Raw genomic sequence first — 13,333 nt, 5'->3', positions numbered from 1 at the left:
CCGTGCCGCGGTAGGGCAAAAAGCTTTCTCAGGCCGGCACGCGTGTCGCGATGGCGATGAGCGCCATTATCTCCGTGGCCTCGCTTGAGCATATTCTTCTGTGACGCAGCCAGGTCCTCTCCGCCGTATCAAGCGGCACGCGTCGCGGTGAGACCGATGAACGTGTCTTCCACCAGGCTGACATGGTTCAGCATGGCCGCATGCGCAGTCGCGGCATCGCCCGACACGATCGCCTGCATGATGCGATCGTGCTCGGCCTGCGAGCGCGGCAAGCGTCCGGGACTCCGGAACTGGGCGCGACGATAGGGGTCGAGGCGCCGGCGCAGGCCAACGGCCATATCCGCCAGGATGCTGTTGTGGCTGCCCGCGTAGATCAGGGCGTGGAAGGTCAGGTTCGCGTCGATGAACCCGGCGACATCGTCGCTCTCGACGAGTGCGCCCATGCGCTCGTGCTGGTTCTGAAGACGCCTGCGTTCGATCGGCGTCATGCTCATCGCCGATAGTCGGGCGCACGTCGCCTCCAGCTCGCCCATCGCGACGAACATGACCTCCAGCTGCGCAGGTGTGATCTCGGCGACGACGGCGCTCCGTCGCGGTCTCAGTTCGACCAAGCCCGTAGCGGCCAGGGAGCGGATCGCCTCGCGGACCGGCGTACGCGAGACCGCGAATTGCTCCGCCAGCCCATGCTCGTCGAGGCGCGTTCCCGGCGCCAGCACGCCGGAGAGGATCGCGTCGCCGATCTCGGCTGCCAGCTTGTCCGTCTGCGTCTGCTTGTTCGACGACGTCATCTCATGGTCTCGTTCACGACGCCGATGATCATCAATCTAGCAACTGCCCAACGCAAGCACTGCATGCATTCATGATTTGTGCAATGCCGCATAATCTTTTAGCACGCAGAAATTAAAAACTGCATGCAATATTGCGGTGTCGCATGCCGTTGGAGAAGGCCATGGCCGAGCCCGTGCACCCCGTCGATGAAGTCCTGCCCGCACCGCGTCTATTCGCGCTCGGCCTGCAGCACGTCTTGGTCATGTACGCCAACGCCGTGGCCGTGCCGCTTATCCTCGGCGCGGCCCTCAAGCTGCCTAAGGATCAGATCGCCCTACTGATCAACGCGGACCTGTTCGCCTGCGGGATCGCGACGCTGGTGCAGACGATCGGCTTCGGGCCGTTCGGCATTCGCCTGCCGGTCATCATGGGCGTGACCGCCGTCTCGATCTCGCCGATGCTTGCGATGGCCGCCATGCCAGGGGTCGGGCTCAATGGCATCTACGGCGCCGTGATCGTCGGCGGTTTGTTCGGGCTGTGCGTCGCGCCGTTCGTGAGGCACGTGCTGCGCTTCTTCCCGGCCGTGGTCACGGGCACGATCATCACGATGATCGGCATCGTGCTCATGCGCGTCGGCGTGAACTGGGCCGGTGGCGGGGCTGCGGCGACCGATTTCGGCGCTGGCGGCTATCTCGCGGTGGCGGGCCTCGTCCTGGGCGTAATCCTCCTGATCATCCGCTTCGGGACCGGCTTCCTGGCCAATATGGCCGTTCTGCTCGGCGTGACCGCCGGTTACCTCGTCACCATCGCGCTGGGCTGGACCGACTTCTCCGGCATCCAGGACGAGCCCTGGCTGCGCATCGTGCTGCCGCTTCAGTTCGGTTTCCCGACCTTCCACCTGATCCCATGCCTGACCATGTGCCTCGTGATGACGATCGTGTTCATCGAGGCCACCGGCATGTTCCTGGCGCTCGGGGCGATGACCGGCCGTACGGTCGGTCCCGAGGACATCAAGCGCGGCCTGCGCGCGGACTCGCTCGGCACGCTGATCGGCGGCCTCTTCAATACCTTCCCGTACGTTTCCTACTCACAGAACATCGGGCTGGTCGGCGTGACGAACGTCTACAGCCGCTGGGTCTGCGCGGCAGGTGGCGTGATCATGCTGGCTCTGGGCCTCGTGCCCAAGCTCGCCTTCATCGTCGCATCGGTGCCTCAATGTGTGCTCGGCGGGGCCGGCTTCATCATGTTCGGCATGGTCGCCGCCACGGGCATCAAGATCCTGAAGAGCGTCGACTACGCCAAGGCGCCGCACAATACGATCGTCGTGGCGATCGCGATCGGCTTCGGTCTGATCCCGATCGTCTCGCCGAACTTCTTCCGGATTTTTCCTGCGGAATTGAAGCCGATCTTCGGCGACGGCATCATCCTGACCTCGATCGCGGCCGTGCTCCTGAACGCCTATTTCAACCGCACCACCGAAGACGAGGCGAACGAGGACGCCGTGCTCGCGGCGCAGGGCGCCGGCCACATCTGAACGGGCACCACCCCGAGCGTCTCCGGGGCGGAATGCCGTCGCGGACACGCCTGTAGGTCATCCGTCGCTGGAGAGCGCACATGCCGGTTCCTCCCTTCCCGACCCTGCCCGCACTTCATGCCGCCTACGCCGAGGGTCTCGCGCCCGAGACCGTAATCGCCGAGACCTACCGGCGGATCGCGGAGGTCGACGATCCCGGTCTGTTCCTCGCGCTCGTGCCGGAGGCACAGGCCCAGGAGGCCGCGCGGGCGCTCGGGGCCTTCGACCCGGTCGCAAAGCCGCTCTGGGGCGTGCCCTTCGCCGTCAAGGACAATATCGATGTCGCCGGGTTTGCGACGACCGCCGCCTGCCCCGCTTTCGCCTACCTGCCGGCGGACACCGCACCGGCGATCGCGCGACTGATCGCAGCCGGGGCGATCCTGATCGGCAAGAACAACCTCGACCAGTTCGCCACCGGCCTCGTGGGTATTCGGACCCCCTACGCCGTCCCGAGGAACGCCTTCGACCCGTCCATGGTCCCGGGCGGTTCCTCATCGGGCTCAGCCGTCTCGGTCGCGCATGGCCTGGTGACCTTCGCGATCGGCACCGACACGGCGGGATCCGGCCGCGTCCCAGCCGGTCTCAACAACGTCGTGGGTTTGAAGCCGTCCCTCGGCAGCATCTCGACGCGCGGCATGGTGCCGGCCTGCCGCACCCTCGACACCATGTCCGTGTTTGCCGGGACCGTCGGGGATGCCGATGCGGTCTACCGGGTGATGCTCGGCTACGATCCCGACGACCCGTTCTCCCGCGCCTTGCCGGTCCCGCCGCGGCCTGGCGCGTGCCCGCCTGGGCTGCGCGTGGGCGTACCGGATGGAGCGAGCCGGCACTTCGGCGGCGACGCCCTGTCGGAGGCGGCCTTCGAGGCCGCGCTGACGGATCTCGGGGCCGTGACGGGCGGCGAGACGGTGCCGATCGACCTGGCGCCGTTCATGGCGGTCGCGGACCTCCTCTACGCGGGCCCCTGGGTCGCCGAGCGCTACCAGGCGATCCGCGCCTTCATCGAGGATCAGCCCGAGGCACTTCATCCAATGACGCGCGCGATCATCGCATCGGCGACGACACGCTCGGCAGCCGACGCCTTCGCGGGACTCTATCGCTTGGCCGAGCTGCGCCGCATGGCTGAACAAGCCTGGACGCGGATCGACGTGCTGATCGTACCGACTTACCCGCGGCCTCGCACAATCGCCGACCTTACCGCCGACCCGATCGGCCCGAACAGCGAGCTGGGCACCTACACCAATTTTGTGAACCTACTCGATCTCTGCGCTCTCGCGGTGCCAGGGCGTTTCCGCAGCGATGGGTTCCCCTCGGGCGTGACGCTGATCGCTCCGCGTGGCGCAGACGGTCTGATCGCCGACCTCGGCGCACGGCTGCACGTGGCGGCGGACCCAAGGCTCGGCGTCGGCACCATGCCCGTTTCCCTTGAGACAGCAGGGCAGACGAATGTCGCGCGTGCCCAGGATGACGAGATCGAGATCGCGGTGGTCGGAGCGCATATGTCCGGGCTGCCGTTGAACGGCGAACTCGTCGGGCTCGGCGCGCGCTTCCTTCGCGCGGTCAGGACGAGCGCAGAGTATCGGCTCTACGCCCTTCCGGGCGGTCCGCCGGCCCGGCCAGGCTTGGTTCGGGTCGCGCCCGGTACCGGTACACCGATCGAGACGGAGATCTGGGCTCTTTCGACTGCTGGGTTCGGTGCATTCGTGGCGGCCGTACCGATGCCGCTCACGATTGGCACCTTGCGGCTCTTGGATGGAACAACACCAAAGGGGTTTTTAGCTGAGACGGCGAGCCTCGTCGCAGCACAAGACATCACCGAGTACGGGGGATGGCGTCGTTATCTTGATGTTGGGCAGGCCATGTAATGACAGCCTGCGCGCAAATATGGCCTTTCTCTCGGCCCATGTTCTGTGGGCGCATGAGATGCCATTCCTGATCGCTTTCGACGACCAAGTTTCCTAGAATGACCGGGTTGGGCGCAAAGCGGACGTTCTGCTTCCGGAAAAGCGCCATTCCCAAACCGACGGAAGTCCAGGAAATCGTGCTTCCTGCTCACCTCTTGCGCCTCCCTGCACGCGCTGGTTTGCTTCCCTGCTCGATCGCGTAGGGAAAATGCCGCCAAGGTACTGCGCCTGCTGCGAACACCTGAGCCCACGCACGTTCGAATCTCGATTTTCCGACGCGTTTCCCTGTAATTTCCGGGTCGCCAGGGAAATTCCGCACGGAGACGGGTTCGCGTCCGACTGCCCGCACCACCAGGCTTTTCCGTCCAGGAAAAGGTCTGTGTGGTAACACGTTAGCCTGAATTTGCTCGACCACGCGTCCTGATCGATCCACCATTACGCTGAGACCGCCGCGCTTTGACACTTCCATGATGGAAGTTTGGAGGCAGGGCATGGTCAGCGCTTGCCGGACCGGCCTTGCGCAGGCCGGTGGCGGTTTGCGGATTGCTGGGGTCACGTCCTACATTGTCCCGGCCCTACGGATTCACACAGCGCCGGACGCGGCGCGGGGATCGATCGGTGACCGTCACGGGCCGAGCGGGCGGCAAGACAGTATCTCCGGGCGTCGCGGGTAGAGCCCAGGTCGAGGCGACGTATTCCCGACAGAAAAAAGGCCACCCCGGGGGTGGCCTGAAGTCGAGGGAGGAAACGCCCAAGGCGGGCGACGGGACCGCGCCACGATCGATGTCCCGATTTACAATCTTATCCCGAACACTGTGAATACAATATTTCTTCAAAACTGTATTCATGCATGAGATCACGCAGGTGGTGCTTGAACGATCATCGCGTCGGAGATCCTAGCCTGGAAACCTCTCGACCTCGTCCCGCCCGACGGCATGCTCGACCTGCCCGGCCGGACTGATCCCGCGCTGCGGGACGTCGCTCTGATTGATGCCGGCCACCTTCGTCTCGAAACCCGCCCACGTATGAGTCGCAATCCTATTATAGTATATAAGTCATATTTCGGAATAAGATTTGGAAAAATATTACAACCCTGTTCCATCTAAAAATATTAATCGTCCTTGACAATACAACCTCAGAATCGGATCCAGCTGCGGTGCAGCAATATTAAAAATTGCTTTTCCGCCGGGTCTCGATTGGTGTCTTTGCCGTTTCGATCGTGGTGAATATCTTAACGTATATTACAAGGATGCGCAAAATGTCGAACGGTCAGAACATGGATCATGGCAAGCAGAACGGCCAGGATGCCCGGAACACCGAGGCTGCCAAAGCCAATGTCGACGCCGCGGCCAAGCAGGGCAAGCAGTTCGCCGATGCCGCCCGCGACGGCATGACCAAGATGTCCGAGTTGCGCGAGAGCGCGGCCGAAACCACCAAGCAGGTGATGCAGCAGAGCATCGAGAACGCCGCGCGGCAGGCCCGTGAGGCCTCCGACCGCTTCTCGAAGACGCTGGGCTTCTCCGACGAGAACAGCGAGCACCTGGCTCGCCAGTCGAAGCAGAATATCGAGGCCATCTCCCGCTGCGGGACCGTCCTCGGCCAGGCGTTCCAGGATGCGTCGCGCAGGCTGTTCGATCTCGGGCAGAAGCAGTATCAGCGCAATCTCGAGGGCATGACCAAGCTGACGCAGGCCAAGTCCATGCACGAATTCGCCACGATCCAGGGCGACCTGCTGCGGGAGGGCCTGGAGCACATGGTCCGCGACAGCAAGGCGATCACCGAGACCTCGGCGCGTGCGGTGGATGAAGCCGGCAAGTCGCTCGCCGCCGTCGCACAGGCGCGCTGAGCCCGGCGACGCCGCTTGCGCCATCCGCGGCGGCGGACTGGAACACGATCGGGGGCGGTCCGCGAGGGCCGCCCTTTCTCATGTCCCGGATGCCACCATCGAGCGCGGGCGGTCGGTGACGTCGCAGCGTCAGGCCGGAACCCCGCAAGCCCCCTACCCCAATCCGAGGCGCCCCGCCGCGCGCCGGGCCGCGGCGACCACCTGCTCCGGGGTCGGCGGATTGGCCGGGTGGTGGCTCAGGCACAGGGGGGTGGTGAGCTTGGCCGGCCGGCCCGAGCCCTCCGTGGCGAAGTAGAACTCGCCCGCGCCCAGCCGGCCGATATCGGAGGCCCCGCCGCCATTGGCTGCCATGATCTCCTGGGCGGCCGCGATCGTCGCCGGGGCACTCTGGCGGCCGAAGAACTGGGTCGTGCAGTTCGAGACGATCTGGTTGTGCAGGCCCTTGGGCACCTGCGTCGCCACCACCAGGCCGAGCCCGTATTTGCGCCCCTGCGCCACCAGCTTGATGCCGCTGCCGAGGCTGGGGCTCGCCCGCTGGGCCGGCAGGAAGGTCTGGGCCTCGTCGACCACGTAGAGCCTACCGCGCGGGCTCGGATTCCGCTTGATCCAGCCGAACAGGGTCATCTGGAGCCGGTTCACGAAATCCTCGCGCGCCGCCTCCGAGCCGAGGCCCGACAGGTTGATCACCGAGACCCGGGTGCGGGCCGGATCGGCCCCGAAGAACAGCAGTTTGGGGTCGAGCACCGCACCCTTCACCTTGAGCAGCGGGTTGGTCGACACGGCGGCCCGGAGCTCGTCGGCCATCTTGGCCGCGTGCTTGGCGGCGTCGCCGATCTCGCTCAGCCCATCCGGCAGGTCGGCCAGCAGGGTTATGAAATCGCCAAGAGTCCCGCCGCCGCGCTCGGCGAAGACCCGTAGGGCGTCGGCCAGCACGCCCCGCTGCAGCGCCTTCCTGGCGCCGGCCAGTGGGCCCAGCGTCTCGGCTGCCATTTCCACCACCTGCTGGCGCTCGTCCGGATCCGCGCCGACGCTGGAGAAGTCGGGCAGGACCGACAGGAACAGCGGGTTGCCGGCATTCACCCCGGGGGTCCAGACCACGACCTCGACTTGCGCGGCATAGGACGCCGCCTTCGCGGCATCCGCGTCGGTGAAGGCGGCGGGCCGCTCGGGCCACGGGTCGCCCAGCCGCGACAGGTCGTTGTTGGGGTCGATCACGATGGCCGGGATGCCGGCGAGCGCCGCCTCCTCCACGAGCCGGCGCAGCAGCACGGTCTTGCCGGAGCCCGAGCCCGCGATGATCGCCGTGTGCCGCGGCAGCAGCCGGATCGGCAGGCTCACCGGCTGGGCATCGGCGTTGATCCGGCGCCCGACCGGGATCGCATCCGGGGCGGATGGCGGCAGGCTGGACGATAGGCCCTCAGCGGTGACGGGCGCATCCCCTCCCCCCTCTGCGGGGGAGGGTGGCCCCTGCGTCAGCAGGGGTCGGGAGAGGGGCAGCGCGACGCTGGCGGATGTGGCGTCCGACGCGACTTTTCCGGACACGGCGCTCCCCTCTCCCGACCCGCTTCGCGGGCCACCCTCCCCCGCAAAGAGGGGAGGGAGAGGCGTCCGTGTCCGGCCGTCGATCTTCTGCACCGGCTCGGCGAGGCCGGCCTGGTGGAACACCGCAGTGGCGCGCACCGGCTTTTGCGCCCGCAGCCAGGCCTCGAACCGGTCGCTGCGGCCCTCCGCGTCGGCCTTCGCCTTGAGGTCGCGGAGCGCCACGAAGGTGCGCAGGTCCGCCTCGGTCGGGTCGATCAGGATGCCGCCGGCGGCCTTGAAGGTGTCGACCAGGTGCCGGGTCTTGTCCCCCCCGGGCACGGGTCCCCGCCGGACGATCAGCAATTCCCGGTCGGGGATGCGAGTGGAGATGCCCGAGGCCGTCAGCGCCGCCCGCAGGCGCGCCTGGAACGCGATGGCGTTCTGGTGCTGGAGCGCCCGGTAGCAGACATGCCGCTCCCGGTCGTTCTGGTCCCGGTAGATGAAGGTCAGGCGCCCGTGCAGCGGCGGAATCCTCTGCTCCGGCTCGCCCTTGCTGGCCACATCCAGGGCATCCTCCGGGTCGTCCTCCAGGGCGTAGAGGTCGAAGGCGGCGCGCAGCAGGTCGCCGAGCCCGCCCTCGTCGTCGAGCAACCCGTCGATCGCCGCGCGCGTGCGGGCGGCGTCGAGGTCGAATTCGTTCCCGGTCGGTCGCTCAACCTCCTTGTCCCCCGGATGGACGAGGTCGTGGCAGACCTCCACGGTGCCCCGGGCCAGGCAGGCGCGCCGGACGGCGTCGCAGCGCATCAGCAGCGTGCGCGGCATCATCCCGGCCTCGGCCGCCGCCGCGATCGCCGCCGGGCTGAACGGCCATTCCGGGTGCGGCGGCTCGAAGCCGGCGGCGCGGTAGGCCGGGGCCAGCCGGCCGCGGATCAGCGCGGCGGCCGCGACCCGGTCGTTCATGCCCTGCAGGGCGATCGGCGGCTCGAACCGGTCGAGCAGGGGCTTGGCCGCCCGCTCCTCCAGGCGGATCCAGGAATCCTGCAGGCAGGTCATCACGGTCATGCCGCGGCCGCCGACATCGTGCAGTTCGAGCAGGCCCGCGGCCAGCACCTCGGCGAGGCCGGCGCTGGCGTCGAGATCGTCGGCGGCGGTGAGGCGGCTCGCGTCGATGACGCCGTCGATCTGGTCCAGGGCGACGAGCGTCGGTCCGCCGAGCCCCATGATCCAGGCCATGCCGCGCACGAGATCGACCGGGGCGGGCGGCGGCGTCTTGAACCCGAGGGCCGCCCGCTCGGCCGGGTCGGCGTCGTAGCCCTGCAGCCAGGCATGGGCGAGGCCGATGGCGCCGAGGTCCTGGGCGCGCAGCAGGCACAGGGCCCGGAACACATCCTGGTGCTGCAGGGCGCGGCGGGCATCGACCTTCATCAGCGCCATGACCAGCAGGTCGACGATCCGGCGGGTATCCATGTTCGGCGTATTGAACGCCGCCTCGACCTGCGCCTCGACCTTGAACCGGCGCGCGACCCCGGCCAGGACCGCGTCCGACTGGCGCCGCCCGTCCGGCATGGTCTGCAACAGGGCGGTGAGGTAGCTCAGCGCAGCGCTGCGCCAGAAATCCGTAAGCCCGAGCACGTCGAGCAGCACGAACCAGCCGCCCGCATTCCAGACCTCGCGCCGGAGCTGACCGATCAGGTGGGTCTTGCCGATGCCCGACTGGCCGACCAGCGCCCGCCCGTAGGGCCGCTTGTCCGGATCGCGGGCCTTGGCGTGCATCTCGGCCACGAGCAGCGGGACCAGGGCCTCGTTCGGGCCGCCGGTGGGCTCCGCCTCGGTCCAGACGCTGTCGAGGGTGCGGACCCAGTCGAAATCGACCCGGCGCAGGGCGTCGAGGGCGTCGGTCATGCCTGGATCCAGAGGAGGTGGAAGGGTTCGCCGGCCGGGCTGTAGGCGGCCTCGCGGTCGGCCTGCGTCAGGGCCTTCGGGTCGCTGAGCTGGCTCAGCCGGGCGGTCCTGTCGCCCTTGAGGATGCGGGCGAGGCCGGCATCGACGGTGGCGCGGTCGAGTTCGGCGAGCTGCGCGCGCACTTCACTGAGCCGGACGGCCTTGGCCCGGGCGCCGCCGGTGAGGGCCAGATAGGCCTCCTCGATCCGGACGCGCAGGGCGGCCGCCCCGGGTTTTTTCTTTGCGGACGGTCGGACGGTTTTTTCGCCGGCGGTCTTCTTGGGGGAGATTTTTTTGGCTGAAACCGTCTTCGAGGCCGGCTCGGGCGGGGCGCCGACGAAGTCCGCCAGCGTCCGCCCGCTCTGCCCGAGATGGCCATCGAGCCGGGCCAGCCAGTCCTGCATCACCCGGAAGGCCGGCGGCAGCGCGGCATCGAGATGGTCCCCGGCCCAGTGCCAGCCCTTATCGGTCACGGAGAGGACGAAGGAGCGGCCGCTCTTCTCGACGCCGATCAGCCCTGCGGCGGCCAGGGCCTCGCGGTCGGCCTTCTTGACCGCCGGCACGACCTCCCCCTGCGGCGCTCGGCCGTGCCGGGCCAGCAGGCACCACAGGATCAGCGTCTGGGCGGGATTCGGGTCGCTCATCGGATCATCGCTCCGTCAGAAGTTCGGCGCAGGCGGACCACGTCGCGGATCTTCTCGAGGCTGCGCTGGAGGTCGGTCTCGACCTGCGCGTTGGTGATGCGCAGCACGAGGTAGCCCGCCGCCAGCAACTCGTAATCGCGGTGCCGGTCGGCGCTGAATGTCGGGTCCAGGCGATGCTCCGGGCCGTCGAGTTCGACCACGACGCGGCCGGCCGCCCAGAGCAGGTCGACCCGCGGGGCCGTGCCGAACCGGGGCAGAGGCACGGCTTCGTTGCCGGAGAACAGGTCCCTCAGTTCCGCATCCGCCCGCAGGGCCGCCTCGACCCGCCGCTCGACCGCGCTCGCCGGATGCGCGCGCGAGCGCGGCGCAAGGAACCGGGCCTCCGCGGGCGCCGGCGCGCGCAGGACCGCGTGGGCGCCGTACAGAATGCGGTCATAGGGCGGCACCGGCGGCGGCGCGCTCGGGAACAGGGCCGCGACCGCGGTCCCGTGGCGGCGGCACCATTCGAGCGCTTCGATGACCGGGGCGGCATGCTCCGGCGCGGCCGGATCGAGTTCCGCGACCAGCACGAGGCCCGACGGCGCCACCGCCAGCTGCAATTGGACGAGTTCCAGGCTCCGGGCGGCCCGCCGAAACCGGGGCGGGCGTCCCGCGGCGGCATGCTTGGCCGCGGCCTTGAGCCAGGGGCCGTGCGGCTCCAGGGCGCCCGGCCCATGCCAATCCGGCCAGCGCGCCAGGGCGAGGTCGGCCAGGTCGTCGAGCAGCCCGTCGAGGATCGCCGCGGTGGTGCGCCCCCCGGCCGTCAGCAGCACCAGCAGGCTGTGTTCGGCCTCCGAGGCGTCGAGATGAGATTCGAGCCCGTCGAGGCCGATGCCGATGAGCACCAGCCGCTCCCCGACGCCGAGCCCGAGGATCCGGCCGGAGAGTCCCGCGACCGGCAGCGTCGGCAACGGCGACACACCCGGGAAACCGGGCGCAGGCTCGTCGGCGCGGGGCATCAGGGCCGTGGCATCCGCAGGGTCATCCGATCCGGATCGCGGATTTTCTGACCACATCCGCCGGGGTGCCAGCAAGCCCCTCGGGAGCTCTTGGGTTGTCGCACCGGACGCGCGTGTTCGGGTTCGGGTGTTTCAGCGACGGATCAGTTCGCACCCTGCCATCCCGGGGCCGCGAAGCGGAGCCCGGGCGGCGTGCGTCCCTCGGTTGCTTTGCTGCGCGCACTGACTGGGTAGACCCTTCAGCCGCGTCACAAGCCCCCTACCCTCTCAATGCAACGTGTCGTCCGCGCAAGCCTTGCCCCGTACGTCGCGGGCCAGCGCCCGGCCGACATGCTCCACCAGCGGGCGCAGGGCGGCGAGCAGGTGCGGGTCGCCGAGCTCTTCCGCGGCACGCCACATCTCGATCGCGTGGTGGCCCAGGCGCACGATCGCCGGGTCCTCGCCCTCGCGCTTGCAGGCCCGGTCCAGGATGTCGGACATGCTCATGCGTGCAGCCTCCGCTCGGCGGGGGCGGGCAGCCGGATCGCCGGCGCTCGCGGGGCATGCAGGGGCGAGGCGTCGAGGCCGAAGAACCGGCGCGACTCCGCGACCGTGTCGGGCCTCAGCCGGGCATAGACCGCCAGGATGGAATGGCCCTGATACGTGGTCGGCAGCCCGAGGGGCTCGACGTCCCAGCCGCAGGACATCAGCCGGTTGACCAGGATCGGGTGCGTCTGCGCCAGCAGCCCGTCGAGACCGCGCGCCCGCGCCACCTCGGCCGCAGCGGTGAAGATCCCGGCGGTGGCCGGGTCGATACGGTTGGTGCGCCCCTCGCGCCGGGCCGGCAGCGTCCCGCAGCGGGTCCACTCGTAGATGTCGGTGCCCCGGGGCGCCGGCCCGCGCTGCGCCAGCTGCGGGTAGACCTCGGTGAGCAGATGCGGCCGGGTCGTCGGCAGCAGCCGCGTGTAGGCGGTGATCGCGCCGTCTTCCAGATAGGCCAGATGGATGCAGCCGGGGCCGTCGAACTGGTCGATCTCGCGGCCGTCGGGCCGGCGGCACGCCTCCCAGTTCAGCCGCTCCACGAACAGCGCGTGCCGGAACCGATAGATCTTTTCCAGCAGATCGCCATGCTGGGAAATATTGTCGTCGTCGATAACCACAACCATGGATCACTTCCCCCTTGGGGGCGTGATGCCGGGTGGTGGGTCCGAATGAGCCTCGTAAAATTACGAGGTCGGCGGAGGCCGGGTGGCTACGCTATGATGCCTTGCCGCATGGCTTCGGCGACGCACTGGACGCGGTTGACCGCATCGAGCTTGCGGGCGGCGTTCCTGAGGTGGAACTCCACGGTCCGCTGCGACGTGCTGAGGATCTCGGACGCCTCCCAGCTGGTCTTGCCGGCCGCGGTCCAGCGCAGGCACTCGATCTCCCGCGCCGTGAGCCGGGGCGCCTTGCGCACCGGGTTGCGCCCGCCCTCGCGGATCAGGGTCTCGGCCCGCTGGTAGGCGTAGATCGACACGAGGTGCAGCGCGGCCTTGGCGTCCTCCGACAGGTCGAGCCGGCTGGCGCCGAAGCTGACGCCGCCCCCCGGCCCGCTCAGGTGGTGGATCGGGACGCAGAACCCCTTCGACAATCCGAACTCGGTCGCCTCGCCCATCACCCGGGCGGCCCCGGCCTCGTCGGACCGGTAGGGCGCCTCGCTCCACAGGAACGGCTCGGTGGTGCGCTTCACGTGGTTCGCCACCGGGTCGATCCGCAGGTAGTCCCGATCGAAATAGCGTTTCCGCCAGCCTTCCGGCCAGGACGGGACCAGGGCGCAGTTCTGCGTGGAGACCTCGTGCTCCGCAGGCAGGTTGGTGATGATGAAGACATCGTAGCCGAAATACGCGCCGGCCGACCGCATCTCGCGCAGGATGTCGGAAATCCTCGATGCCTGCTTGAGACGGCCGACGATGTCGAAAGCCTTCTGGCTGTCCTGGGTCACCGCAAGTCCGAATGCTTGTAAAATAAAATCTCTGAGAGTCCGTCCGAGAAGTCAGGGCGATCGGGCGAGGCGTCTGACGAGGATCATGATGGCTGCGGCGTAGAGGAAGGCTCTGGCGGAGGCGAGGGTCGCTTCCGCATCCTTCCAGAGGCGCCGGTTGCGGCTGATCCAGGCG

General features: G+C 68.3%; 10 protein-coding genes and 1 pseudogene. 3 read left to right on the top strand and 8 right to left on the bottom strand.

Annotated features, from left to right (window positions below; all coding sequences use genetic code 11):
• Positions 1-128: 128 nt before the first annotated feature.
• Complete coding sequence (locus MKL09_RS15405) at positions 129-788, bottom strand: GntR family transcriptional regulator (RefSeq protein WP_244021437.1); 660 nt, start codon at positions 786-788, stop codon at positions 129-131.
• 161 nt (positions 789-949) lie between these two features.
• On the opposite strand from MKL09_RS15405, the gene MKL09_RS15400 reads away from it, so the two are divergent.
• The 3 genes from MKL09_RS15400 to MKL09_RS15390 all read left to right on the top strand — a co-directional run bounded on the left by MKL09_RS15400 (position 950) and on the right by MKL09_RS15390 (position 6,091).
• Positions 950-2,302: a nucleobase:cation symporter-2 family protein gene (locus tag MKL09_RS15400; protein WP_244021435.1), complete on the top strand. Its 1,353-nt coding sequence runs from the start codon at positions 950-952 to the stop codon at positions 2,300-2,302.
• A gap of 80 nt (positions 2,303-2,382) precedes the next feature.
• Positions 2,383-4,206 carry an allophanate hydrolase gene (gene atzF / locus MKL09_RS15395; protein WP_244021432.1) on the top strand — a complete coding sequence of 608 codons (1,824 nt, stop codon included), beginning with the start codon at positions 2,383-2,385 and terminating at the stop codon, positions 4,204-4,206.
• Positions 4,207-5,503: 1,297 nt separating this feature from the next.
• Positions 5,504-6,091, top strand: a complete 588-nt coding sequence (locus MKL09_RS15390) for a phasin family protein (RefSeq protein ID WP_244021430.1) — start codon at positions 5,504-5,506, stop codon at positions 6,089-6,091.
• A gap of 153 nt (positions 6,092-6,244) precedes the next feature.
• Here the strand turns inward: MKL09_RS15390 and MKL09_RS15385 are convergent, their stop codons facing one another.
• The 7 genes and pseudogenes from MKL09_RS15385 to MKL09_RS15355 all read right to left on the bottom strand — a co-directional run.
• Positions 6,245-9,514 (bottom strand): ATP-binding protein, encoded by a 3,270-nt coding sequence (locus tag MKL09_RS15385; RefSeq protein WP_244021429.1) that lies wholly within the window; start codon positions 9,512-9,514, stop codon positions 6,245-6,247.
• The gene (locus MKL09_RS15380) at positions 9,511-10,197 is read right to left on the bottom strand and encodes a hypothetical protein (RefSeq protein ID WP_244021427.1); all 687 of its coding nucleotides are present in this window, start codon (positions 10,195-10,197) and stop codon (positions 9,511-9,513) included. Before MKL09_RS15380 ends, MKL09_RS15385 begins: the two co-directional genes overlap by 4 nt.
• Entirely contained in the window at positions 10,194-11,195 is a 1,002-nt protein-coding gene (locus MKL09_RS15375) for an endonuclease domain-containing protein (RefSeq protein ID WP_244021426.1), read from the bottom strand. Before MKL09_RS15375 ends, MKL09_RS15380 begins: the two co-directional genes overlap by 4 nt.
• Positions 11,196-11,462: 267 nt before the next feature.
• A complete protein-coding gene (locus tag MKL09_RS15370; protein WP_244021425.1) occupies positions 11,463-11,681 on the bottom strand; it encodes a hypothetical protein in 219 nt (72 codons plus the stop codon).
• A complete protein-coding gene (locus tag MKL09_RS15365; RefSeq protein WP_244021424.1) occupies positions 11,678-12,340 on the bottom strand; it encodes an acyl-homoserine-lactone synthase in 663 nt (220 codons plus the stop codon). The genes MKL09_RS15370 and MKL09_RS15365 overlap by 4 nt, the downstream gene beginning before the upstream one ends.
• Positions 12,341-12,426: 86 nt before the next feature.
• Positions 12,427-13,158 carry an autoinducer binding domain-containing protein gene (locus tag MKL09_RS15360; RefSeq protein WP_244021423.1) on the bottom strand — a complete coding sequence of 244 codons (732 nt, stop codon included), beginning with the start codon at positions 13,156-13,158 and terminating at the stop codon, positions 12,427-12,429.
• A 51-nt stretch (positions 13,159-13,209) separates the two neighbouring features.
• Positions 13,210-13,333: pseudogene (locus tag MKL09_RS15355) on the bottom strand (IS5/IS1182 family transposase); the annotation flags it as partial.

This window comes from Methylobacterium sp. J-048 (genome assembly GCF_022829515.1).
Taxonomy (GTDB): domain Bacteria; phylum Pseudomonadota; class Alphaproteobacteria; order Rhizobiales; family Beijerinckiaceae; genus Methylobacterium.
Note: the sequence above shows the minus strand (reverse complement) of the source record. Positions and strands in the feature narration are given on the sequence as shown.

Coding starts and splice junctions, on each gene's coding strand:
- MKL09_RS15380 (WP_244021427.1), bottom strand. CDS start 10,197: ATGAGCGACCCGAATCCCGCCCAGACGCTGATCCTGTGGTGCCTGCTG.
- atzF (WP_244021432.1), top strand. CDS start 2,383: ATGCCGGTTCCTCCCTTCCCGACCCTGCCCGCACTTCATGCCGCCTAC.
- MKL09_RS15365 (WP_244021424.1), bottom strand. CDS start 12,340: ATGGTTGTGGTTATCGACGACGACAATATTTCCCAGCATGGCGATCTG.
- MKL09_RS15385 (WP_244021429.1), bottom strand. CDS start 9,514: ATGACCGACGCCCTCGACGCCCTGCGCCGGGTCGATTTCGACTGGGTC.
- MKL09_RS15405 (WP_244021437.1), bottom strand. CDS start 788: ATGACGTCGTCGAACAAGCAGACGCAGACGGACAAGCTGGCAGCCGAG.
- MKL09_RS15370 (WP_244021425.1), bottom strand. CDS start 11,681: ATGAGCATGTCCGACATCCTGGACCGGGCCTGCAAGCGCGAGGGCGAG.
- MKL09_RS15375 (WP_244021426.1), bottom strand. CDS start 11,195: ATGCCCCGCGCCGACGAGCCTGCGCCCGGTTTCCCGGGTGTGTCGCCG.
- MKL09_RS15400 (WP_244021435.1), top strand. CDS start 950: ATGGCCGAGCCCGTGCACCCCGTCGATGAAGTCCTGCCCGCACCGCGT.
- MKL09_RS15390 (WP_244021430.1), top strand. CDS start 5,504: ATGTCGAACGGTCAGAACATGGATCATGGCAAGCAGAACGGCCAGGAT.